Raw genomic sequence first — 23,738 nt, 5'->3', positions numbered from 1 at the left:
GTAAGCAAATGAATTGACTCGTTGTTTCTTTCTTACAATAATATTGTATGAAGGAGAGGAGGAAGGAAGATGGAAGCTTATTTTAGTGCGCATCCATTAAAACCGTTTATTCCATACTCAAGGCAACATGCCATTATATTATTTATTATGTTGGTGGGGATATTTTTTCTGTATCAATACCAAGATTTATTACGTCAAAATGAGTGGAATATAACGGTTCGATATGCGATTGCATTTTTATTTATAGGTAGTGAAATTGGGCTTCATATGTGGGAGTGGAAAGCGGGGATTTTTGAGCTAGCTACTTCATTACCGTTTGAGTTATGTACAATTAGTTTGTTGTTAGCGTCGATTATGATTGTAACGAAAAGTTACCGTATATATGAGATTGTATTTTTTACGGGAATTATTGGTGCATCACAAGCCATTTTAACACCAAATTTGCAATATGCTTTTCCGCATTTTCGTTTCATTGAATATTTTATCGCGCATGTATTGCTTATTTGGGCACCACTCTTTATGACTTGGGTGGAAGGCTATAGACCGACCTTGCAATCTATTAAGCGTACGATGATATTTTTAAACATATTGATTCCGCTTGTTTCGTTTGTGAATTACAAAACAGGTGGTAATTATATGTTTTTAGCTCATAAGCCAGAAACAGCTTCATTACTCGATATGTTAGGACCGCATCCTTACTATATTATTTCATTAGAACTCGCAGCGCTTATTGGGTGTTTTATTTTATATATGCCGTTTGCGAAAAGAGAAAGGCATGCGCATAAAGAATCACTAGGATCATAGCTTAGTGATTTTTTGCCTTTAAAATATTTACAATTCAGAAAATTAAGAATAAAATTAGGGGGTAAATTATAGAGAGAGAAGGGTGAAAATGGTCAAAAAGGTATTTTTGAATGGGATGGAAGTGACGATTCAATTTCTTATTTCGATTTTGGGGATTATTATTTTAGGGGCTCTGCCGAAATTGTTTTATGGATTTAAGCTGGATGTATCAAAGTACATACAGAGTTTAAAAGAAGTGTTTGTGAACTTAATGGATATTTCCAATTTGCAATATGTGAGAGGTAAATTTTTATTTCCGCAGCTGTTCGTCCATTATAAAGAAACGATTATTATTTTTTTAGCTGCTTTTTTTATTTCATTATTTGTAGCATTTTGTATTGTTTATGTAATTATGAGTAGTTCACCGCGTATACAACATCGAATTAAATCATTTCTTATCTTCCTAGAATCCATTCCAGATATCCTTCTTATTTTAGTATCACAAATTTTAGTTGTATGGTTTTTTAAACAAACAGGTTTTTTACCTTTTCAAATTGCTTCAATTGGAGGCGAGTCGATTAGGGGGTTGCCAATATTGTGTTTGAGCATCCCGACTACGATTATGTTTGTAAAAATGGTCGTGCTTCGTTTTGAAAATGAACTAGAAAAAGATTATGTACTATTTGCTAAGGCGAAAGGGCTGGGGCGCTTTCATATTTTAAATCGTCATATTTTACGAAATGTGTTGCTTAGTACATTATTCTTTGCGAAAACGAATATCTTTTTTATGTTATCTAATTTATATATTATAGAATGGATTTTTAATACGGGTGGTATTTTTATGTTTTTGAAATCGTATTTCGGTATTAGAGTTGAGGTTTTCATCGTTAGTGTGCTTCTTATATATATTCCGATTTTTATTTTATTTAAATTGTTTCATTATCTCATTCCGGCTACGATGAAGGAGAGATTATAATATGTGGACGTATATAAAACGTGATAAAAGATTTTGGATAAGCATTGGGTTTCTTCTCCTATTAGTTCTTTTGAGCATCGGAAATACGTTATGGAATGATGGACATATTAGACAAGTTACATTGCAATATGATGCGGATGAAAATCCACAAGTGCCACCGTTTCCACCTTCATTCCAATTTTTACTCGGGACAGACCGGAAAGGGTATGACCTGTTACATTTAGTCATTGAGGGCGCGAAGTGGACGATTGGTATATCTATTTTAATTGCGGCACTTAGAATGGTAATAGGTGTGTTTTTCGGTGTCGTACTCGGAACGTATATAAAAAGAGGATTTTCAAAAATTGAGGCTTTCTTTGATAGTTTTACAGTTATTCCAACAGTTATGATTGCGTATTTTTTTCTTCAATCTGCAAATGCATTTGGAAGCGGAGAGGAGACAACAACCTTTTTTGAAAGGGCTTCGTTTCAAGTGGTATTACTTGTACTGCTTGTAATGCCAGTTATTGCACTGTATGTTGCGAAGGAAGTTCGTAAATTGCGAACGGAAGAATTTGTTGATGCCGCGCGCATATTAGGCGGATCGAGAAGACGTATTGTTATAAAACATCTTTTTCCGCATCTCTATATGACTTTTATACTCGTATTTCTTCAACAGTTTACGCAGAGTCTTACTATTTTACTGCACTTAGGATTACTTGAAGTGTTCTTTGGTGGGACTGTTACGTTTGGTGGACCTATAAAAGAGGTGGAATCTTATACGCATGAATGGTCAGGTTTAATTGGAGTATACTTTAGATCATTAACAGTGCATCCATGGATTCCTCTCGTCCCAATTACATTTTTCGGGCTAACTATTTTTTCAGGAAATATGATTGTGAAAAGTATAGAAGAGGCAATGTTGAAAGTAAGGTTAGGAGGGGAGAGAAAGAGGAAAGATGTAGAAGAGGAACAATCTGCTTTGCAGTCAAAAGAAGAGTTATTTACTTTTAAACATACGATGTGAAGAGAAAGAAGAAGCAAGCATGGATTTCATGCTTGCTTCTTTTTTTTATTTTGTAGAAACTTCACCTGCAGCTTCTGTTTGCGGAATAAAGTATCCAATTATACCACCGATTATTGCGGGAATGATCCAGCCAATTCCTAAGTTATAAAAAGGAATGGTGTGTACGATATTAGCGATAAAATCTGGTATCATTTCCACATTATCAAGTGCATGAATACAGCTAATAATAAACGCTGCGATCATCGCTCCAATGTAGACAGAAGGTTTACGTTTCGTATATTTATCGATAAATGATACGAAAACTAAAATGATCGTAATTGGGTACAAAATAATTAATACAGGTAAAGTAATTTTAATTAATAAGCTTAATCCTAAGTTTGAAATAACGAAACTAAAGATACAAACGTATAGTACAAGCTTTTTGTATGAAACATTTGTTAGCACTGTTGTGAAGTAATTTGCAAATGCACTTACAACACCAATTGCCGTTGTTAAACAAGCGAAGATAATGGCGATACTTAATAAAATATTACCGCTTGTCCCAAAAAATTGATACATAACAGTAGCTAATAGCTGCCCACCGTTTTCGAATTGTCCTAAGTTTCCGTTTGAAGCTCCAATATAACCGAGTAAGAAGTAAACAATTGTTAAGAATAGAGCAGCGATACTTCCGCAAATGATTGTATATTTTGCGATAGATTTCTTCTCTTGTATACCATTTTGACGAATTGCATTTACAACAATTGTTGATAGTACGAGAGCCCCAATTGCATCTAACGTTAAAAATCCTTCAAGAAATCCTTTGAAAAACGGGATGTCTTTATAGTCACCGATAGGTTCTGCAAACGTCCCTGGTGAAAGAATCGCTTTTGTTGCCATAATTGCAATAATTACAAGTAAAATTGGCGTTAATATTTTACCGATATGATCTACTAGCTTGGATGGATTTAATGATAAGAAGTAAACGAATGTAAAGAAAATCGCACTAAACACTAACATAGAATACCATTGATCTGGGAAAAGTGGTGCAATCCCGATTTCATAAGATACAGATCCAGTTCGTGGAATAACAAATAGTGGGCCGATTGAAAGATAAATAATGATAGCGAATACTGCTGCGAATTTTGGATGAACACGGCTCGCTAAAGTGTTAAAACTACCACCAGCAAGGGCAACAGCAACGATAGCAAGTAAAGATAAACCGACGTCTGTAATAATAAAACCTGTAATGGAAACCCACATATTTTCTCCGGAAGAAAGACCGAGAAGGGGCGGGAAAATCATATTACCAGCACCGAAGAAAACTGCGAATAGTAATAAACTAATCGAAAGTATTTGCGCTGGTTTTAAAGTTGTATGCATATAAAGAAAATCCTCCTAATGAGTGTTTTTGTCGAAAATTCAAACAATTTGTCGAGTAACTGTTATTATTTTAAAGGTCTGATGACTAGAAAGCAATAGGGAATTTTGAAAATATTAAAAAATAATGCATTAAATCGAATAAATATACTATTTATATGTTTAATAGGAAGGATTTAACTTTTAACGTAAAAAAACACATATCGCTAGGATACGTGTATTAAAAATATATTTTTCTATCGCGTTCTTCTTTTAAAATTTCAACCGCTTCTCGGAAACGTTGTGAATGAACGATTTCACGTTCACGTAAGAAGCGTAGACTATCATTTATATCTGGATCATCGGATAAGTTAATGAGCCATTGATATGTTGCTCGTGCTTTTTCTTCAGCTGCAATATCCTCGTATAGATCGGCAATTGGATCACCTTTAGCCTGTATATAGGTTGCAGTAAATGGAACACCAGCAGCGTTATGGTAATGAAGAGCACTGTCATGATCAGCGTAATGAGGGTCAAGACCAGCAGCTTTCATTTGTTCAGGGGTCGCATCTTTCGTCAGCTTATAAACCATCGTAGCAATCATTTCAAGGTGAGCAAATTCTTCTGTACCAATATCAGTAAGTAGGCCAATGACTTTATCAGGAATTGTATAACGTTGATTTAAGTAACGTAGTGCAGCAGCTAATTCTCCATCTGCACCACCGTATTGCTCGATTAATAATTTTGCAAGTGCGGGATTGCAAGTTCCCACTTTAACTGGGTATTGTAATTTCTTTTCATAAATCCACATAGTTTCTCTCCTTTATATTTGCCATGGCCAAGGACCTTTGCTCCATTCCCAAGGGGCATTAGAATAGCTGTTTCCAAACTGTTGGAGTGGTCCGTATTTTTCTTCCATCTTTTGTTTTAATACTCTCCGTTTATAGGAAAAGTCATTAAATTGATTAATCGCAGCGGTGTCATCTGGATGTGTATCTAAATAAAGAGTGAGTTCAACTAGTACAAAGTCCAGTTCTTGAAGCTCCAGTAAAAGTTTATAGTATTCTTCTGGTAGCGATTGATTCACGACAGTAGTCACCGCCCTTTTTTATAAGGATTTTCATAATAGTCATAAAAAACAGGCCATAAAGTCCCTTTTTGTAGTGCTTCTTTTGGTGTGAATTGTGGTAAGTTTGGCGGTTGAAAGCCTAAAAATAAATTAGGAGGAGTAGAATAATATTTTTTTCCAATAGGAGGACAGGGATCGAGAGGACTATGATAGGGCACGAATGATCTCATATATTTATTCACGAATAAACCTCCTTAAGTGTTCATTACTATGTATTGTATTCAGACATAATAGGCATTTATGACACATATAAAAAAGTAATAGGTACGGGGGGAATGAATGTGGAGAATGTGAAACAATTCATTGTATTGGAAGTGAAAAACTTAAAGGAAACTTTGTATTTTTACGAAGGGATTTTAGGAATTAAACCTAGTTTAGAAAGACCTCAATTAGATGTAACAGGGGTTTGGTATGATGCTGACTCAACGAGAATTAGTTTTATTATGAAGCGCAGTTTGGGCGGGCGTGAGAAGAGTGTTACGGACTCAGTTGATGTTCTAACGTTTTCAATTTCTAACATAGAGAATGTAAAGAAGAGGTTAGTATTTTATAAAATCGCATACACAGAAAACAAAAGTGAGAAGAGTATTGTGGTACAAGACCCGGATGGATATAAACTTCAAGTGATAGAGAAGGATGAATAGACGGAGGGGATTTAGTGGAGAGAAATTATGAAGAAAGTGCGTTGTTTGAGCATCAATTTTGGTTAAAAGTACTTACTGATCATGCACAATTTTTACTGGATGCATTAGCTCCGAAGGAAAAAGAGGATATAAAAAAAGCTACTTACTTTGTTGAAACATTTACGAATTTGTTAAATAAAGTTCGGAATGTGAATCTGATGGCATTTTCAAAAGAGGCAGAACAAGCCGCTAAGGAGATTCGGGCGTTTAAATTAAATATTATACAGAAGCAGTTGGAAGGGAAAATTACGATTCATTTTACGCCAACTTTTATTAATCATATGGTAAACGAAGTGGAAGAGTATATAGCAGTTTTAGAGTTTTTGAAGAAAGGGGAAGTTCCGCCTGTTTTTCATGAATTACATTATCATCTCGTTTGGTTAACGGATGCGGCTGGTCACGCAGGCTCTATTTCTGGTGGATTAGATCTTGTTGAAAAAAGATTAAAAGAGAAAAGCGAAGAATTTACGAAGCATTTTGAACAATTTTACTTAAAGGCAGTTGAAATGACAGGGTATTTACGAACGGAGCTTCATCATTTTCCAGCATTAAAGAAGTTTACGAAAGATGTTTCACTTGAATTGAAATTATTTTCGCATTTTTTACATGAAGTGGAAGAGCTCGAGTTATCGAATGAAGTATTAAGTGTATTATCGGCTAGAATGGCAGATCATATGGCAAGAGAGGAATGTTACTACTTATTAAAACTAGCTCAATCGTCTGGACTTGAAATGCCGAAATGTAATCCGCTTTAAAGAAAAAGAGGTCAATTTTATTTGGCCTCTTTTTCTGTTTTATTGTCTCTTTTTATTTTTGCTTGTTCAATGCTTGCCTGTAATGTCTCCATAATATTAATGATGTTCGGAGTTGGAGAGATTGTTTCAGTTTTTTCCTGTTGTTCAATTTTATTCTCGATTAATTCGGTAAGGGCTTCTTTATATTCATCTGTATACATTTCTTGTTCAAAAGGATTTGTAAGGTGGTGGATTAAATTAATTGCTGCGGTGAGTTCTTGTTTTTGTATAGGATAATTTTCGTTACTTGGTAAGTTAGGTGTATTTGTTATAGCGCGAATTTCATTAGGGTAGTGGATGGTTTGTAACATTAGTCCATCTTCAAAGTTACGGATAATAGCTAAATGTTGTTTTTTTCTAATAGAAATATGAATAAGCCCAAGTTTATTTGTACGTTCAAGAGCTTCTTTTAATAATAAATACGATTTTTCATGTCCTGGGGTAGGTCCTATAAAATAAGAGCGATCATAAAGAACAGAATCAATTTCGTTATTTTGGACAAAAGATATAATACGAATGGATCGTGGTTCATGAGCTTGTTGTAATTCAGCTAATTCTTTTTCATCCATAATAATATATTTATGAGGTGCGTATTCATAGGCTTTTACAATATCGTTATCATCAATTTCTTCATCCGTACAATCGGGAGCGAACTTTTTATATTTAATAGGTGTTAAGCATTCTTTATGGAGACTTAAAAATTTTATGTCGTTTTCTTCTACGGCACTGTATAGTTTAATTCCTATATTTAATAGTCCAAGTGAAAGTGCGCCTTTCCAGACGGTATGCAAATGAAACATCTCCCTTCGTTCAAAAATGGTTATGTATATTATGAGATAGTAAGAAATTTCCTATACGTTTTTTGTTTTTACGGAAGGGATTGGAATATAAAATATATTGACAAGCCCTCTGAAATATTTTAATGTGAGTGTATAAAATTGTGTATAAAGGGGAGTAACTTATTACAATAAAGTCGTCATTACAGGGAGAAACCCTCGGCTTTATTGGCAACGTTTCGTTGTTAGTGAGACCTTTACCAGCAATGGTAAAGGCCCCTTTCTGTCTTTTTGAGGACCCTTACCATATTTGGTAGGGTCCTTTTCGTATACAAAGAGAGGAGATATAAAAATGAAAAAACTTATTAGTAGATTAAGAGTTGTATTTCATGTTCGCCGATTTGTTCCATTCCTATTTGACTTTTTTACTTCAAAAGAGGTTTCAATAAAGAAGAAAATTTTATCTGTTGCTTTTTTAGTTGGATATGTAGCGATGCCGCTCGATTTAATTCCAGACTTCCTACCGTTTATCGGTATTTTAGATGATATTGGAGTTGTGTTATTTATTTTGAACCGAATTGTAAAAATGGCGCCAGTTCAATTACAAGAAAAGCATAACGTAAACGTAGGATAGGAGTTAAAAATATGGAGCAAATTATTTTAGATATAATCGAGTTTTTAAAGCAGTTTTCTTATTTTGGAGTTGTGTTAGCATTAACGTTTGAATTTATTCCGGCAGAAGTAGTGTTGCCTATGGTTGGGTATTGGGTATACGAGGGAGATATGAATTTTTGGTTGGCTGTATTAGCAGGGACACTTGGTGGAACGACAGGACCTTTAACGTTATATGCACTCGGTTATTACGGTGGTCGTCCGCTATTAATAAAATACGGAAAATACTTCTTTATTAAAGAAGAACAAATTCAAAAAGCAGATGATTTCTTTGAGAAATATGGACCAGTTGTAGCATTTGTTGGACGCTTTGTACCTGGAGTGCGAACGCTTATTTCTGTTCCATGTGGTATGGCAAAAATGAACATATGGAAATTTAGTATTTATACATTTGTAGCAATGTTCCCGTTAACGACTTTGTATGTTTATTTTGGAATGAAATTAGGTCCACATTGGGAAAAAGCAGCGGATGTTGTTGGACAATATATGCTACCGATATTAGGAGGCGTTATTCTTATTGTTGCTAGTATCTTTGTCTATAAATATATGAAAAAAAGAAACAAAACGGAATCTATCTAGTCATTTGAATATTTTTTGAAAATAGATGAATAGTACAGGCAAAAGACTCTGGGGGACATACACATATAGGGAATATAAAAGAGAGAGGGGAAACAACTATGTCTTGTGAGTGCTCAGGGTCAGCATTAACTTGTTGTCCAGATAAAAATTATGTGCAAGATAAAGTGTGTAGTCCGTGGTCAGGAACTGTAGTGGCGACTGCTATTACGAATGTACTGTACAACAATAATATTAATCAAAATATGATTGGAACAGGGTTTGTTCGATATGACGTCGGACCGGCTCCGATCACACTGACAGTTTTAGATGCAGCAGGCGCTACAATTGATACACAAACATTAAACCCAGGAACAAGTATAGCTTTTACGTACCGTCGTTTCGTAACAATTGAAGTAACTTTACCTGCTGCAACAGCTGGAACATATCAAGGGGAGTTTTGTATAACTACACGTTATCCACTTTCATAATAGAAAAGGAGAGGGCTAAGATGTACAATTCTAACTTATCATGCTGTTCCAGTAAAACACTTGTTCAAGATCAGGTATGTATAGATTGGGCTGCTACTGGTGCGGTAACTGAAACAGTGTATACGAATAATATTACGCAAGATTTATATGCATCAGGTTATGTGAAATATGATGTAGGTACAGCTCCAATTACGGTGAATTTTTTAGTAGGAGCGACAGTGGTGAATACAATTACTGTACAACCACAAAGCAGTGGATCATTTACAGTAAGATACTTTACTACAATTCAAATTGTAACAACAGGAACGGGAGTAAGCCAAGGACAATTATGTCTGACAGTACGTTATCCAATTTCATAAGCAAAAGCATACCAAGTGGTATGCTTTTTTATATAGTTTGTAAGTTAAGGTGGTGAAGAAATTTATAAGCAAAATGAGAATTGACAACAATATTTTCCTTCCATATATCGGGTTGGGTTATTTGGAATATCAATGATAGCCACAGATTGTAAGGATTGACCTGTATATGACATTGTGTTGCCAGGATAGACTGTAAAAGTATTTGTCACCTTTCCGATAATTTGAACGGTAATTCCTGCAGTACTACTAGTACTATTATACACAGAAATGGTACCAGATATTTTAACTACACCATCTCCTTCCCATAAGATTAATGTAGGATTTTCAGAAGGTGGTGGAATTTCTTTTGTTATAAGAAAATTACCGGCAAATTCATTTGTAATTAATTCACAGCCTGGTGGTTCTGGTGGATTAGGTGGATCATAGGGAGGGCAGATGATAGATAAAGGGGCATAACAGCCGATATTTTTTTTACAAGCCATTAGTAGCTCCTCCCTTCATACTTTCTTTTTATTACTATTAAATGTTGGAAAACGATAGTTGTGTTAATAAAGGGGCGAAAAATTTCAGGAAAGTTTGTTTAATAGGCTTCCAAATCATAATAATGAATAAGAGTCTGTTAGACACAAGGTACTTGTATAAGATAATACAAGTAATGTTGGATGTTACAGAAAAATGACTGTATATTTACAAAAGTTAAATAAATTTCATTTTCACTTTAAACGAAGTTAATATGTGTTCGATACAATAACCATTGTAATTAATTCATTATATGAGGAGGATTTACGTGGACAGAACTGATTTACGAAAAGTAAAAGGCCTTATTGGATTATTGATGGTTTTTGTATTAGCATTCGTATCATTTCCATGGAGCACATCAGTTAAAGCAGAAGAGAAAAAGCAAGAAAAGGCATCAAGTGAGAAGAAGATAGTTTTTCCAGTTGTAAGTGATGTACATATTAAAAATAGTGGAACGGATGATACGTTTCGCTGGAAAAGAGCGATTGAACAGTTTAATGCATTAGCACCGAAGCAAGATGCGTTCGTAATTGTGGGAGACTTTACTGATTCAGGATCGGTACAACAGTATGATCGTTTCATGCAAGTGTATAATGAAAATGCAAATAAAGATGCAGTGCGAATGAATTCTCTCGGTAACCATGATTATTGGAACGGTTTATCCGTAGAGGGTGCACAGAAGCGTTTCTTAGAAAAAACAGGTATGGAATCAATTTATTATCATAAAGTGGTAAAAGGTTATCACTTCCTTGTTATGTCTCCAGAGAATGGAACAACACATGGTTATTATTCGGACAAGCAAATTAATTGGTTAAAAGAAGAAATGGCAAAAGCACAAAAAGATGATCCAGAAAAACCGATTTTTGTATTTTTACATCAACATATTAAAGATACAGTGTACGGTAGTCAGGAATGGGGAACACAAGATAGCGCAAAAATTAATGCAGTGTTAAAAGAATATCCACAAGTTATTACGTTTTCAGGTCATTCACATTATCCGTTAGATGATCCGAGATCGATACATCAAAAAGACTTTACATCAGTTGGTACATCTTCAGTAAGTTATATGGAAGTTGAAGGTGGTAAAGTACAAGGGAATATCCCGCCAGGAGCTAGTACGTTAAGCCAAGGTTTATTAGTAGAAGTAGATGAAGAAGAAGTGACGATTAATCGCCGTGATTTCCATACGAATTCTTGGACAGGCGAGCCTTGGAAAATTAAATTACCAGCAAAGAAAGAAACATTTACACATGTAGAAGATCGTGATAAAGAAAAGCCTTACTTTGCTAAAGATGCAAAGCTTGCTGTATCAAATGTAACAGAAAATGCGGCAACAGTAACATTCCCGCAAGCATTGGACAACCTTCTTGTTCACTCTTACCGTGTGCAGGCTAGAGATAAGCAAACGGGTGAAATAAAAAATAAATTGTTAGCATTCTCAGAGTTTTATCGTGATCCAGTGCCGAAAGATCTTACGTTTACGCTTGCAGGGTTAGATGGCGGGAAAGCATATACACTTGAAGTAGTTGCGATTGATTCATTTGGCAATGAAACCGCACAGCCGTTAACTGCGGAAATTACTACGAAAAAAGATAATATTGACCCGAATGTGAAAGTACCAAAAGCTGATGTTTTTGATGTAAACTTTGCAGATGGTACATTTAAAGACAATTCACCATTTGGTACAAAAGGTGATGTGAAGGGCAATGTGACTATTGAATATGATAAAGCATTGAAGAAGAATGTTATGAAGTTAAACGGAAAAGCAAATACATTTGGATATCTTCCATTTTCAGCAGCACAAAAAGAAAAAGTAGCAAATACGTTTACGTTAGAAACTGTATTTTCAATGAATGAAATTCGCGGACAAGGCATCTTGCAAAATACAGAGAGCGGCGGAATTGGATTTGAGTCTACAGGAAGTGGATATGTTGAATTATGGGCTCACATTGGAGGTAGCTATAAACGTGTTGGAGTTCAATTAGAAGCGAACAAAACGTATCATTTAACAGGAACGTATAACGGAAGCGAAGTGGCAATTTACGTAGATGGTAAAAAAGTAAATAGTCAGCCAGCTACTGGGAAAGTGTATCATCCGAACGTACCATTTGCATTTGGAGCGGATCCTGATAGTAACGGAAATGGTGGTATTCCGTTAAATGGACAAATCGCGCTTGCGAAATTATATAGTAAAGCGTTAAGTTCTTCAGAAGTATTAGCAGCGTACAATGAGTTTTTTAACCGTACGAAGTTAGAGCAAGTAACTGCGTTATTTGAAGAGCTTGGAAAAGTAAAAGAAGTGTTAGCGGGTACGTATGAATTTGGTAATAAGCCAGGTCAATATTCAAAGGAAGCATTTCAAGAACTAGAGAAAAGCTATAACATTGCAAAGCAAGCATTTGAAAATGTAGGAAGTACTGGGGAACAAATTATTCAAACATATAACGAATTAAAATCAGCTAATGTAACATTTGTACAATCAAAAGTGGCAGAAGAACAACCAAAAACAACGAAAGAAAAATTACAAATCAATATTGAATCTGCAAAAGCAGTAGTGAAGAAAGCGCAAGCTGTAAATGTAACAGATGGTTCAGTGAAATCATTGCAACAAAAAATTACAGTTGCAGAAGCTGTATTACAAGATGTGCAAGTAAAAGATGCACAGGTAGAAACGATGAATCGTACATTAGAGTATGCGATTTCACTTGTTGAAAAAAGTATGAACAAATAAGAGAGAAGAAAAGAAGCTTATCATGATAGGCTTCTTTTTTGTTATACTAAAAGTAGCATAGAAAGAGGGAGCGAATAAGTTGGAACAGAAAAAGCTAAAAAGAATTCTTGAATATGTATGGATCGCGGTTGTGCTCCTTGTAGGATATTATTTATTAAAAGATAAAAGTATTTGGGTTTTATTCTTAATGACGTTTTTATTAGCAGGATTAGGAACGTTATTTATTAACTTCTTCTTTGATAGTTTGAATGCCTGGAAGAAGAAAAAGAAGGGGACGAAGTAAAGGAGGGAATATATGCAAAAGTGGAAGCTCATATATCAGGTGATTATTTTCTTAGTGCTTGTGGGTATTGGAATGATCAAATACTCGACACCAATAGGAAATTGGGCATGGTTTACAGCTTGCATCGGCATATTTTTCATTTTACAATCGTTAACGAAAAAATATGATAGTATAGAAAGATAGCTCGCCATTTTATCGGCGAGCTATTTTGTTATGCTTTTTTCTGTTCATCATTTGTTTTTTCAATAGCTAAATGACTATGCTTTCTAGAGTAGAAGAAATAGAAGCATAAGCCGACTATAAGCCAAACTGCAAAGCTAATCCATGTTGTTTTAGACAAATTAATCATTAAATATAAGCAGCAAAGAATCGCGACAACTGGTAGTACAGGTACGAAAGGTGTGCGGAATCCGCGTTTTAAGTCAGGATGTGTTTTTCGTAAAATAAGTACTGCGCAGCAAACGAATGTAAAGGCTGTTAACGTGCCGATGTTTACTAAATTCGCTAGCAAATGTAAGTCTAAAAGGCCTGCTAATAAAGCAGCAACAACGCCAGTAATCCACGTATTTAATAAAGGGATTTTTACTCTTTTATTTACACGTGCTAACGCTTTTGGAAGTAGACCATCACGGCTCATTGCATATGAAACGCGAACTTGTCCATACATAACGACTAAGAGGACGGTTGTCATTCCAGTCATCGCTCCAACAGCGAGTAGTCCTGCAATTGTATCCTCACCAACGAAATGCAATGCAAATGCAACTGGATCAGAAACGTCTAATTGCGTATAAGGAACCATACCTGTTAAAACGAAAGATACAATCATATATAAAACAGTACAAATAAGAAGAGAACCGATAATACCAATTGGTAAATCACGCTGCGGTTTTTTCGTTTCTTCTGCAGCGGTTGCGATTGCATCAAAACCTAAAAAGGCGAAAAACACAGTGGCAGCGCCAGTAATAATACCGTCGTATCCGAATGGAATGAACGGTGTCCAGTTTTCAGGTTTTACATATTTTGCGCCTGCTACGATAAAAGCGATAATAACTGCTAGCTTGATAAGAACCATAATATTATTAATGCGAGCGCTTTCGCGTATACCGAAACTTAAAAGACCAGTAATAAGAAGTAAAATACAGACAGCAGGTAAATCGATGAGACCACCTTTTCCTACGCCGGGGGCCGAGGCGATTATGGCGGGCAGGTGTATATTGAACCCTTGTAGTAATGATTGCAAATAACCAGACCAACCGACAGCTACTGCTGCAACGGCAAGTAAATATTCGAGCATTAAACACCATCCGACGATGAAGGCGACGACTTCTCCGACTGTCATGTATGCGTAAGTATACACACTTCCTGAGACAGGAATAGAAGAAGCAAATTCAGCGTAACAAAAGGCTACACAAGCACAAGTAAATGCAGCAATAAGGAATGATAGCATAATACCAGGACCAGAATGTTTTGCTGCAACAATACCTGTTAATACAAAGATCCCTGTCCCAATTACGGCGCCGATTCCTAAAAACGTTAAATCGAGTGCAGTTAATGTTCTAGCTAGCTGCTTTGGTGATTCAGTACTAAGCGCTTTTTTTCGTAATAATGACTTCACTTTGGACTCTCCCCCCGTTTTTTCATTTCCATAACTGCGACTATAGTATGAGCCCATTAAAAAAGAGTAAGTAAGGAAGTGGAGGTGCAGTTATGGTATATAGTTTTTAAAATTGCTGGATTAATCTTAATATAATTCAGAATATTTTGTCAAATAAAAATATGACAAATAAAATGCGGATCAATAGGGGAAACTACTTGCAGAAATGGACGGGGGTTAACGACCCACTGATTAAAGTTAAAGTAGGAGCAGATGCTATGTTATTTTATTTTGAACTTGTCGTCATTTTACTTTGTACGAAATTAGCTGGTGACATTAGTGTAAGACTTGGTCAGCCTTCTGTACTTGGTAAGTTAATTGTCGGTATTATTATCGGTCCGGCTGTACTCGGTATTATTAATAGTTCTGAACTGATTGATGAACTGAGTGAGATTGGTGTTTTGTTGCTTATGTTTATGGCGGGACTTGAAACGGATTTAGAAGAGTTAAATCGGAATTTGAAATCGTCATTTGCAGTAGCGGCTGGTGGAATTATTTTTCCTTTCATCGGTGGTTATGTAACAGGATTGCTGTTTGGATTAATACAGTCCCATGCCATTTTTTTAGGGTTATTACTTTGCGCAACATCGGTTAGTATTACGGTCCAGACGCTACGTGATCTAGGAAAAATGAATACGAGAGAAAGTACAACAATTTTAGGTGCTGCCGTATTTGATGATGTCATTGTCGTTATTTTATTGGCATTTGTAATGAGTTTTTTAGGAACACAAGATGTGAATATAACACTTGTCATTGTAAAGAAAATTATTTTCTTTGTAAGTATTGTTTTTATTGCTTGGAAAGTCGTTCCTTGGATTATGAAAATGCTTGTACCGCTTCGTGTAACAGAAGCGTTAATTAGCGCGGCTCTTATTATTTGCTTCTCTTTTTCTTATTACAGTGAAGTGATGGGAATTGCAGGCATTATTGGAGCATTTGCAGCAGGAATTGCTATTTCTCAAACAGAGTATAAGCATGAGGTGGAACATAAAATTGAACCGATTGCTTATGCAATATTTGTTCCAGTATTCTTCGTAAGTATCGGAATGGAAATTACATTTCAAGGCATTGGAAGCCAGCTTTGGTTCATTATTATTATGACTCTCATTGCAATTTTCACAAAGTTAATCGGATCAGGTTTAGGAGCGAGACTGACAGGATTTAATCTCCAATCTTCTATTAGTATTGGCGCGGGGATGGTATCACGTGGTGAAGTAGCGCTTATCATCGCTGCAAATGGACTTACGGCGAATTTATTAGCGAAAGAAAATTTCACAGCGATTGTTATTGTTGTTATATTGACGACGATTATTACACCGCCACTTTTGAAGAAATATTTTGTATAGAGAGGAAGGGCTTATCTGATGTAGGTAAGCTCTTTTTTTATTCCCAAAAGCAATGATCATATAGCATGAAGGGTTTGTAATTATGGTAAAATCTATGTATGTGATATGACAAGGAGAGGGAAGTGTGAAGATTACGAAGGAGAAGGTTATTGGTGTAATCGTACTTATTGCAGTATGTATACCATTTACTGCATGGAAAGAATCAAAAGTGAAAGATTTTCCGGTTTCTATTTTTTCGGAAGAAGCAGATGGTGAGTACGGTCAGAAGCTGAAATATACTGCTTTTTTACCTGATGTTGCGATTTGGATGAACGGTTGGGAAAAGAAGTGGACAGAAGGGGAAAGAACTGTTTATCAAAAAGGGAATCGCATTGTAAATGTGTTTCATCCTCCTGGCGATGATGGTTTTTACCTTATTGAAGCAAGAGAAAATAAGTGAACGCAACCGTAAGAAGTGGAGGGTAAATAGTGAAAGCTTCAACATTACTATTTAAAATTGAAAGTAATATGGATCAATTTTCACCAGCTGAGAAGAAGGTTGCCATGTACATAATGGAGAATGCAGAGATTGTACCGAATTTAACGACGAAAGAAGTGTCAACGAATGCAGGCGCAAGTGAAGCGAGTGTCGTTCGCTTTTGTAAATCGATTGGAATCGGAAGTTTTAAAGCATTTAAGATAGCACTCGTTCGTGAATTAACTATTGCTGATTATAATATTAACGATTTTTCAGTGATGAATACAGAAGATGGACCGTATGATTTATTTAATAAAGTTACTTATGTGAATAAAGCTGCAATTGAGGCGAGCGTGACGGCGATAGATAAAAAAGAACTTGAAAAAGCTGCAGATCGTATTGTAAATGCCGATAAAATTATCTTTTATGGAGTAGGCGGATCAGCTACTCCGGCGATGGACGGAGCTTATAAATTTACAAGGCTCGGATTTACAGCGATGATGCTATCTGATTTTCATATGATGTTGCCGCTTGTGACGAATTTAAAAGAAGGCGATATATTTGTTGCGATTTCAACATCTGGTCGAACGAAAGATGTGCTTGAAATGGCGCAGTATGCAAAGAGACAAGGTGCAACTGTTATTGGAATTACGAAACTAGATCAATCATCACCGTTATATAAAGAAGCGGATATTCGCCTTTGTATGCCAGATGTAGAACAAGATCATCGTATTGCGAGTATTGCTTCGAGAATGACGCAATTGAATATGATCGATGCTTTATATGTGATTACTTTCAATCGAATTGGTAATAAAGTATTGAATCAATTTATGGAGACACGAGAAGAAGCGTTGCGGTTACGGAAGTTAAAGTAGAAGAAAAGATGAGGAGACTCATCTTTTTTTATCCCCCTATTTGCCGGGCAGTAAGACCCTCACTTCAAAATTCAGCGGAAGCAAAGAAAGTTAGGTGGGGATCAACTGCCCGTAAATGCCCGATTGGTGCGGGCTAATAATCAGTGGGGATGAACAAAACCCACACTGATTAAAGTTTCACTTTATGATCTTTGACAAAAATATGTCATGTCGTGAAATTTTATTTCATAAAATAAGAAAGAGTAATTGATTTTTAGTTTCTTAAAGTTATAATAAAAGTGTGAAATATAATTTCAAAGAGGGTGGCAATATGTTAGAAAATTTATCGACAGAACATCGTAATGAGAAAACAATGAATTTGGATGAGATGAGCATAAAAGAAGTGTTGCAAAGTATGAATGAAGAAGATCGAACTGTTGCGTTAGCAGTTGAAAAAGAGATAGAACAAATTGAAAAGGTTGTACAGACTGTTATTAAATCTTTTGAGGAAGAGGGACGTTTAATTTACATTGGTGCTGGTACGAGTGGTCGTTTAGGTATTCTAGATGCAGTGGAATGTCCGCCGACATTTGGCACGGATGATAAAATGGTGCAAGGATTTATAGCAGGTGGATTGAAAGCGTTTACTAAAGCGGTGGAAGGTGCCGAAGATCGCGAAGAGTTAGCAGAAGAAGATTTAAAAAGTATTGGATTAAATGAGAAAGATACAGTGATTGGAATTGCTGCAAGTGGCAGAACTCCTTACGTAATTGGCGGCTTGAAATACGCACAGAGCGTAGGAGCGAGTACAGCGAGTATTTCTTGTAATAAAAATGCTGAAATAAGTAAATATGCAAAGTTAAATGTGGAAGTAGAGACAGGTGCAGAAATATTAACAGGATCAACGCGTTTAAAAGCTGGTACAGCACAAAAATTAGTGTTGAATATGATTTCAACAGCTTCGATGATTGGTGTAGGAAAAGTATATAAAAACTTAATGGTAGATGTTCAATCCACAAATGAAAAGTTAGTAGAACGATCAAAACGAATTATTGTGGAAGCAACAGGCGCTAGTTATGAAGTAGCGGCAGAGTATTATGAAAAGGCAGAACGTAACGTAAAAGCTGCCATTGTTATGGTGTTGTTGCAGTGCGAATATGGGGAAGCACTGGAGAAACTAAAATGCGCAAAAGGGTTTGTGAAGAAAGCACTATAAAATAATAGGGAGGGGGATTCTATTATGAAGAAAGAAGAGAGAATGGCCAAGGAAATTTCGGAGCAACTTGGAGGAATAAAAAATATTCGTAGTATTGCTCATTGTATGACGAGACTACGATTAACGCTTCATGATGAAAGTAAAGTAAATATGGACCTTTTAAAAAAAGTTGAAGGCGTTATGGGTGTTATAGAAGATGAGACGCTTCAAGTTGTCGTTGGTCCAGGAACAGTAAATAAAGTAGCAGCTGAAATGGAAGGCTTAACAGGACTACGAATTGGTGAGATAGCAGATCATCACCTTGAAGATATTGGGCAAGAGATGAAATCAGAGATTAAGAAGAAAAATAATACACCGGTGAAAAACTTTTTACGAAAAATAGGAAGTATTTTCATTCCGTTAATTCCAGGACTTGTTGCGTCAGGAATTATAAACGGGGTTGCTAACTTTGCGAAAAACGCTGGTGCTGATCCAAATGCAACGTGGTTACAAATGTTACTACTCATTGGCGGCGGTATCTTTACATTCTTAGGAATTTTAGTTGGTTGGAATACAGCGAAAGAGTTCGGCGGGACACCGGTTCTTGGGGCAATTGCTGGCATTTTAATTTTCAACCCGGCGATGGCAAACGTAAAATTGTTTGGTGAAGCATTAGTGCCCGGACGGGGCGGATTATTCGCAGTTATTTTTGCAGCATGGCTTATGGTTGTAGTGGAAAGACAAGTTCGAAAAGCGGTGCCGAATGCAGTTGATATTATCGTGACACCACTCATTACTGTATTAGTTGTAAGTATTGTAACAATGTTAGCCATTCAGCCATTAGCAGGTTTCTTATCAGATGGTATTACGAGCGGAATTAATGCTATTTTAAATATTGGCGGAGCATTTGCTGGCGCAGTACTTGCGGGAACATTTTTACCTCTCGTTATGGTCGGATTGCATCACGGTTTAACACCAATTCATATGGAATTTATTAATCAAACACACGTAACACCTTTATTACCAGTACTAGCAATGGCTGGTGCTGGCCAAGTGGGCGCAGCAATTGCGATTTATGTGAAAACAAAAAACAAACGACTTCGAAATGTAATTAAAGGTGGATTGCCAGTTGGCTTTTTAGGAATTGGTGAGCCGCTATTATACGGGGTTACATTACCACTTGGGAAACCGTTTATTACTGCTTGTTTAGGAGCGGCTGTCGGTGGTGCATTCCAAGCAGTTATGCAAACAGCTTCTCTTGGAATTGGCGTATCAGGGCTATCTTTAATTCCGTTAATTGCTGACAATAAATATTTACTATATTTCTTAGGTTTAGTAATTGCATATGCTTTCGGATTTATCTTTACGTACTTCTTCGGATTTAAAGAAGAAATGGCAGAAAACATATAGAGAAAGGGATTCCTTTCTCTTTTTCTATTAATAGAGAGGGAGATTTATATGATCGGAGTTTCCATTTATCTTTCAAAAGAACGAGTAGAGAAACAAGAAGAGTGGCTAAAAGTAGCGAAGGAACATGGGTTTACATCTATTTTTACATCACTGCACATTCCAGAAGATGATCCAAATACGTATAAAGAGTTAATTCAAATATTAGGGAAACAAGCTCTTGCACATGAAATGGAGCTAATGGTTGATGTTTCTCCAAAATCGTTACACCATTTAGGGCTAACATATGAAAATGTGGAAGAGTTATTGAACTGGGGCATTACCGGTTTAAGAATGGATTACGGCATTGCGCCAAAAGAAATTGCAAGCGTATCTCATAAGATGAAAGTAGCTTTAAATGCGAGTACGATTACAAAATCATTTTGGAAAGAATTACTTGCAGAACATATAAGAGTAGAGAATGTAGAAGCATGGCATAATTTTTACCCGCGCCCAGAGACAGGACTAGCAAAGTCTTTCTTACAAAAACAAAATCAATATTTACAGAAGTGCGGAATAAAGACAATGGCATTTATTCCAGGAGATGGTGAAAAACGAGGGCCGTTATATGAAGGGTTACCAACGTTAGAAAAACATCGCAATATGCGCCCGCTTGAAGCGTACTTAGAACTTGTACAAGATTGTGGTGTTGATAAAGTATTGATTGGAGATATAAGCGCAAGTTTAGAAAGTATGCAAGAAGTAGCTAGTGCAAGTAGAGGGATTATTCCATTGCGTTACAAATCATTTATAACTGATAAAGAAGTATTAAAAGTGGTAGAGCAAGTGCATACAAATAGACTAGATCCGTCTCGTGATGTTATTCGATCTGTAGAATCAAGGGAAGGAAATAGAGTGGTGATAAAGCCGATGCATACAATTGTAAGAAAGAAAGGGAGCATTACAATTGATAATGAATTGTACGGTAGATATGCAGGGGAGATGCAAGTTGCCACATATGATTTACCTGTAGATGAGAAAGTGAATGTTGTTGGAATGGTTGTGGAAGAGGACGTTTCTTTGCTGCCTTATATTGGCGCTGGAAAAATGTTTCAACTTTTTCTATGCGATAGAATAAAAGCTTGAATTAGCGCTATTTTGTAAGAAAACATTATCCGTAAAACGGATAATGTTTTTTGTTTTATTTAAAAAAGTATTTGACGAATGAAATAAAATACCGTATTGTTTTGACTTGTAAATAAAAGTTCACCATAACAAAACAAAAAGGAGAGTTCAAAATGAATCAATATATTGGGAATTTAATTATTCGTATCGTGTTAGGAGTTACGTTCTTTGCACATGGTTTAGCAAAGTTTCAATCAGGTATCGATAATGTAGCAGGATGGTTTACAAGCATCGGTTTACCAGGTGGCCTTGCATATGGCGTAGCAACTGTAGAATTAGTTGGTGGTATATTATTAATTATCGGTTTAGGTGTACGATATGTAGGATTGTTATTCGCTCTTATTTTAGCTGGAGCTATCGTAAAGGTAAATGGAGCAGCAGGTTTATTAGGAGATGGAAAGAATCCAGGATATGAATTAGATCTTGCATTATTATCAATGGGTGCGTATTTATTCGTAGTAAAAGCAGAAGGATATGTAGATCGTTTCTTAAAAGAGAAAGTAATGAAAACGAAGTAAATTTTATTTATAAATGTTGACTTGAAGAAATATTGTAACTATAATGATTACAATGAATAGATTAAGAGTAAAACAATTTAAATATTTTTTTACACAAGATGTAACTATGTCGGTTACGTCTTGTGTAAAAATAAATAAACGGGAGGAAGAAATATGCCTAAATCAAATTTAGAAATTATTAAAAGCACGTATGAAGGATCAGCTTCTTCGAATGCAAAGCATTTAGCAGAAGCCCTCTCTGAAAAAGTGGAATGGACAGAGGCAGAAGGTTTTCCGTACGGCGGAACATATAAAGGCGTAGAAGCTATAATGGAAAATGTATTTAGCCATTTAGGATCAGAATGGGATGATTATAAAGCAAGTGTAAATATATATCATGAAGTAAGCGGAAAAGATGTAATTATTGCTGAAGGTATGTATTCTGGAGTTTATAAAGAAACAGGAAAATCATTTGAAGCAGAATTTGTTCATGTATGGCAACTGGAGAACGGAAAAATCGTGAAGTTTAAGCAATATGTAGATAGTCATATTGTTAGGGAAGCAATGAAGAGCTAATGCTTTTTAAATGGATCGTAGGTATATGCATTACAATTATAGTAATTTTCTCGTCTATAGTTGGCGGAATGAAATTGCTTGCATATGTAGAAAAAGAAAATAAAAATATTCAAACCGAGCGAGCGACAAACGAAAAAGAGAAAAAAGCTGCAGAAGAAGCTCCGCAAATTAGTGAAGGTGAAATTATTTCTACTATGCATAAAATGGTGCACCAAAAGGTAAAATCCTCTGAAAAATGGGGATTTGTAGAGATGACAAAAAAGGAAATTTCTAATGTAAAAAGAGATATTGAAAATAGTACAGGTTTTCAATATAAAATGAAGTTATTTTCTATTATAAATAGGTGGGAAAAAGGAGATTTTTCTCAAACTGTTGAGGAGCATAACTTTTTATGGAGCCTTCAAGGTGGAGATACTGGCAAGGCGACGGAACGTTTATCGCCAGAAGAGGAAAAGCAGTATATAAGAGAAATGAAGAGTAAATAAAAACATCGCCAACCTAGATGACGATGTTTTTTCATTAAGAATGTTTTCGTATTAAAGGTCTAGTTGGCTGAACGGCAACAGTTTTGAAATGAGAAAATAAATAACATCCTGTTACAACGATAATTGTCCCTAAAATTTGTATCCACGTTAATTCTTCTCCGAGAAATATGAATGCTAAAATGGCTGTGAAAATTGGATTGAAGTTTAGAAAAATACCTGATGTAGTTGCGCCTAATTTTTGTACGCCAATATTCCAAAATACCATACAAAGAACTGTCGAAATAAGCCCAGTATATAAAAGTGATGTGATGAAAGAAGTATTTATATTTGAAACAGTGAAGCTACCTATGTTAAACGGTAGTAATAAAATAACGCCGAAAATACCAGAGTACAACGTTGCCATAAGTGGTGTAGTTGTTTTTGTTGCCCATTTACTACAAACAGAATAGATTCCCCAAATACAAACCGCTGCAATCATCCATAAATCACCGCTATTAAAATGTAGTGAAAATAAAAGCGAGAAATCACCTTTTAATAGGACGAGGATGACCCCGAAGAATGAAAGAATCATGGATAGGATTTGAAGTGTATTTACTTTTTCTTTTAGAAATAATACTGAAAATAATGCGATTGAAATTGCATTCAATGTAGAAATAAGCCCTACATTCGTAGCGGATGTTTTTTCTAATGCTAAAAATTGAAAGATGTTAAAAAGAGCGACTCCTGAAATTCCCATGAATATTAACGGAAGTATCGCGGTACGTGGTGGAAGGATTTTCTTTTCTTTAAACCATACCATTGGTAATAAACAAACAATCGCAATCAGCCACCTTAAACTTGTCAGTGTCATCGGTGATGCATGATCGACGAGTGATTTTCCAACGACGAAATTTCCTCCCCATAATAAGCTCGTTAGTAATAGTAAAAAGACGTAAAAATAAGGCATGATAAAATCCCCTTTTTTGTAATCAATACTTATTGTAAATAATTTTAGCATTTTTCTTTATT

Annotated in this window: 29 protein-coding genes; 21 read left to right on the top strand and 8 right to left on the bottom strand. The window is 35.7% G+C overall.

Annotated features, from left to right (window positions below; all coding sequences use genetic code 11):
- Window positions 1–69: 69 nt before the first annotated feature.
- The 3 genes from B9A45_RS26205 (at window position 70) to B9A45_RS26195 (ending at window position 2,765) form a co-directional block, all read left to right on the top strand.
- Window positions 70–804 carry a YwaF family protein gene (locus B9A45_RS26205; protein ID WP_016109278.1) on the top strand — a complete coding sequence of 245 codons (735 nt, stop codon included), beginning with the start codon at window positions 70–72 and terminating at the stop codon, window positions 802–804.
- A gap of 88 nt (window positions 805–892) precedes the next feature.
- Window positions 893–1,759: an ABC transporter permease subunit gene (locus B9A45_RS26200; protein ID WP_084065445.1), complete on the top strand. Its 867-nt coding sequence runs from the start codon at window positions 893–895 to the stop codon at window positions 1,757–1,759.
- 1 nt (window position 1,760) lies between these two features.
- On the top strand, window positions 1,761–2,765 hold the full coding sequence (locus B9A45_RS26195; protein ID WP_084065443.1) for an ABC transporter permease: 1,005 nt from the start codon (window positions 1,761–1,763) through the stop codon (window positions 2,763–2,765).
- Window positions 2,766–2,810: 45 nt separating this feature from the next.
- On the opposite strand, the gene brnQ is transcribed toward B9A45_RS26195, so the two are convergent.
- The 4 genes from brnQ to B9A45_RS26175 all read right to left on the bottom strand — a co-directional run bounded on the left by brnQ (window position 2,811) and on the right by B9A45_RS26175 (window position 5,414).
- Entirely contained in the window at window positions 2,811–4,127 is a 1,317-nt protein-coding gene (gene brnQ / locus B9A45_RS26190) for a branched-chain amino acid transport system II carrier protein BrnQ2 (protein ID WP_000557551.1), read from the bottom strand.
- 217 nt (window positions 4,128–4,344) lie between these two features.
- On the bottom strand, window positions 4,345–4,914 hold the full coding sequence (gene cotJC, locus B9A45_RS26185) for a spore coat protein CotJC (protein WP_000265274.1): 570 nt from the start codon (window positions 4,912–4,914) through the stop codon (window positions 4,345–4,347).
- A 12-nt stretch (window positions 4,915–4,926) separates the two neighbouring features.
- The gene (locus B9A45_RS26180; protein WP_001076509.1) at window positions 4,927–5,190 is read right to left on the bottom strand and encodes a spore coat protein CotJB; all 264 of its coding nucleotides are present in this window, start codon (window positions 5,188–5,190) and stop codon (window positions 4,927–4,929) included.
- Window positions 5,191–5,198: 8 nt separating this feature from the next.
- Window positions 5,199–5,414: a spore coat associated protein CotJA gene (locus B9A45_RS26175; protein ID WP_001046257.1), complete on the bottom strand. Its 216-nt coding sequence runs from the start codon at window positions 5,412–5,414 to the stop codon at window positions 5,199–5,201.
- A gap of 93 nt (window positions 5,415–5,507) precedes the next feature.
- Here B9A45_RS26175 and B9A45_RS26170 point away from each other — a divergent pair, with 93 nt between their 5' ends.
- Both B9A45_RS26170 and B9A45_RS26165 read left to right on the top strand, forming a co-directional pair.
- Window positions 5,508–5,876 (top strand): VOC family protein, encoded by a 369-nt coding sequence (locus B9A45_RS26170; protein WP_044129442.1) that lies wholly within the window; start codon window positions 5,508–5,510, stop codon window positions 5,874–5,876.
- A gap of 14 nt (window positions 5,877–5,890) precedes the next feature.
- Window positions 5,891–6,670: a DUF2935 domain-containing protein gene (locus tag B9A45_RS26165; protein ID WP_000440974.1), complete on the top strand. Its 780-nt coding sequence runs from the start codon at window positions 5,891–5,893 to the stop codon at window positions 6,668–6,670.
- 17 nt (window positions 6,671–6,687) lie between these two features.
- Here the strand turns inward: B9A45_RS26165 and B9A45_RS26160 are convergent, their stop codons facing one another.
- Window positions 6,688–7,500: a non-homologous end joining protein Ku gene (locus B9A45_RS26160; protein ID WP_000557746.1), complete on the bottom strand. Its 813-nt coding sequence runs from the start codon at window positions 7,498–7,500 to the stop codon at window positions 6,688–6,690.
- Between the two features lie 337 nt (window positions 7,501–7,837).
- Between B9A45_RS26160 and B9A45_RS26155 the strand changes: the two genes are divergently transcribed.
- From B9A45_RS26155 to B9A45_RS26140, 4 genes are all read left to right on the top strand, one after another.
- Window positions 7,838–8,119: a YkvA family protein gene (locus tag B9A45_RS26155; protein WP_000733854.1), complete on the top strand. Its 282-nt coding sequence runs from the start codon at window positions 7,838–7,840 to the stop codon at window positions 8,117–8,119.
- An 11-nt stretch (window positions 8,120–8,130) separates the two neighbouring features.
- On the top strand, window positions 8,131–8,736 hold the full coding sequence (locus tag B9A45_RS26150) for a DedA family protein (protein WP_000435017.1): 606 nt from the start codon (window positions 8,131–8,133) through the stop codon (window positions 8,734–8,736).
- A gap of 98 nt (window positions 8,737–8,834) precedes the next feature.
- Window positions 8,835–9,203: a DUF3992 domain-containing protein gene (locus B9A45_RS26145; protein ID WP_001277547.1), complete on the top strand. Its 369-nt coding sequence runs from the start codon at window positions 8,835–8,837 to the stop codon at window positions 9,201–9,203.
- Window positions 9,204–9,223: 20 nt separating this feature from the next.
- The gene (locus B9A45_RS26140; RefSeq protein WP_000282809.1) at window positions 9,224–9,562 is read left to right on the top strand and encodes a DUF3992 domain-containing protein; all 339 of its coding nucleotides are present in this window, start codon (window positions 9,224–9,226) and stop codon (window positions 9,560–9,562) included.
- 62 nt (window positions 9,563–9,624) lie between these two features.
- On the opposite strand, the gene B9A45_RS26135 is transcribed toward B9A45_RS26140, so the two are convergent.
- The gene (locus B9A45_RS26135) at window positions 9,625–10,044 is read right to left on the bottom strand and encodes an S-Ena type endospore appendage (RefSeq protein WP_000752308.1); all 420 of its coding nucleotides are present in this window, start codon (window positions 10,042–10,044) and stop codon (window positions 9,625–9,627) included.
- A 305-nt stretch (window positions 10,045–10,349) separates the two neighbouring features.
- Here B9A45_RS26135 and B9A45_RS26130 point away from each other — a divergent pair, with 305 nt between their 5' ends.
- From B9A45_RS26130 to B9A45_RS32370, 3 genes are all read left to right on the top strand, one after another.
- Entirely contained in the window at window positions 10,350–12,812 is a 2,463-nt protein-coding gene (locus B9A45_RS26130) for a LamG-like jellyroll fold domain-containing protein (protein ID WP_058840078.1), read from the top strand.
- Between the two features lie 79 nt (window positions 12,813–12,891).
- Window positions 12,892–13,095, top strand: a complete 204-nt coding sequence (locus B9A45_RS26125; RefSeq protein ID WP_000435800.1) for a hypothetical protein — start codon at window positions 12,892–12,894, stop codon at window positions 13,093–13,095.
- 12 nt (window positions 13,096–13,107) lie between these two features.
- Window positions 13,108–13,278 carry a hypothetical protein gene (locus B9A45_RS32370; RefSeq protein ID WP_084065441.1) on the top strand — a complete coding sequence of 57 codons (171 nt, stop codon included), beginning with the start codon at window positions 13,108–13,110 and terminating at the stop codon, window positions 13,276–13,278.
- Window positions 13,279–13,306: 28 nt separating this feature from the next.
- Here B9A45_RS32370 and B9A45_RS26115 read toward each other — a convergent pair whose 3' ends face one another.
- Entirely contained in the window at window positions 13,307–14,710 is a 1,404-nt protein-coding gene (locus B9A45_RS26115) for an amino acid permease (RefSeq protein ID WP_084065439.1), read from the bottom strand.
- Between the two features lie 173 nt (window positions 14,711–14,883).
- On the opposite strand from B9A45_RS26115, the gene B9A45_RS26110 reads away from it, so the two are divergent.
- From B9A45_RS26110 to B9A45_RS26070, 9 genes are all read left to right on the top strand, one after another.
- The gene (locus B9A45_RS26110) at window positions 14,884–16,095 is read left to right on the top strand and encodes a cation:proton antiporter (protein WP_142263092.1); all 1,212 of its coding nucleotides are present in this window, start codon (window positions 14,884–14,886) and stop codon (window positions 16,093–16,095) included.
- A gap of 124 nt (window positions 16,096–16,219) precedes the next feature.
- Window positions 16,220–16,534, top strand: a complete 315-nt coding sequence (locus B9A45_RS26105; protein ID WP_000704957.1) for a hypothetical protein — start codon at window positions 16,220–16,222, stop codon at window positions 16,532–16,534.
- 29 nt (window positions 16,535–16,563) lie between these two features.
- Window positions 16,564–17,427 (top strand): MurR/RpiR family transcriptional regulator, encoded by an 864-nt coding sequence (locus B9A45_RS26100; protein ID WP_000648164.1) that lies wholly within the window; start codon window positions 16,564–16,566, stop codon window positions 17,425–17,427.
- Window positions 17,428–17,737: 310 nt separating this feature from the next.
- Complete coding sequence (gene murQ / locus B9A45_RS26095; protein WP_000892344.1) at window positions 17,738–18,622, top strand: N-acetylmuramic acid 6-phosphate etherase; 885 nt, start codon at window positions 17,738–17,740, stop codon at window positions 18,620–18,622.
- Between the two features lie 24 nt (window positions 18,623–18,646).
- Window positions 18,647–20,011: a PTS transporter subunit EIIC gene (locus B9A45_RS26090; protein WP_000711291.1), complete on the top strand. Its 1,365-nt coding sequence runs from the start codon at window positions 18,647–18,649 to the stop codon at window positions 20,009–20,011.
- Between the two features lie 48 nt (window positions 20,012–20,059).
- Window positions 20,060–21,133 carry a DUF871 domain-containing protein gene (locus B9A45_RS26085; protein WP_084065437.1) on the top strand — a complete coding sequence of 358 codons (1,074 nt, stop codon included), beginning with the start codon at window positions 20,060–20,062 and terminating at the stop codon, window positions 21,131–21,133.
- Window positions 21,134–21,285: 152 nt separating this feature from the next.
- Window positions 21,286–21,690: a DoxX family protein gene (locus tag B9A45_RS26080; protein WP_001077751.1), complete on the top strand. Its 405-nt coding sequence runs from the start codon at window positions 21,286–21,288 to the stop codon at window positions 21,688–21,690.
- A 153-nt stretch (window positions 21,691–21,843) separates the two neighbouring features.
- Window positions 21,844–22,245 (top strand): nuclear transport factor 2 family protein, encoded by a 402-nt coding sequence (locus B9A45_RS26075; RefSeq protein ID WP_084065435.1) that lies wholly within the window; start codon window positions 21,844–21,846, stop codon window positions 22,243–22,245.
- Window positions 22,245–22,730 (top strand): PRK06770 family protein, encoded by a 486-nt coding sequence (locus tag B9A45_RS26070; RefSeq protein ID WP_053512554.1) that lies wholly within the window; start codon window positions 22,245–22,247, stop codon window positions 22,728–22,730. The genes B9A45_RS26075 and B9A45_RS26070 overlap by 1 nt, the downstream gene beginning before the upstream one ends.
- A 34-nt stretch (window positions 22,731–22,764) precedes the next feature.
- Here the strand turns inward: B9A45_RS26070 and B9A45_RS26065 are convergent, their stop codons facing one another.
- Window positions 22,765–23,676, bottom strand: a complete 912-nt coding sequence (locus B9A45_RS26065) for a DMT family transporter (protein ID WP_084065432.1) — start codon at window positions 23,674–23,676, stop codon at window positions 22,765–22,767.
- Window positions 23,677–23,738: the final 62 nt, after the last annotated feature.

The organism is Bacillus sp. JKS001846 (assembly GCF_900176455.1).
Classification (GTDB): Bacteria; Bacillota; Bacilli; order Bacillales; family Bacillaceae_G; genus Bacillus_A; species Bacillus_A cereus.
The sequence above is the reverse complement of the archived record's forward strand: the minus strand, read 5'-3'. Positions and strand labels throughout refer to the sequence as shown.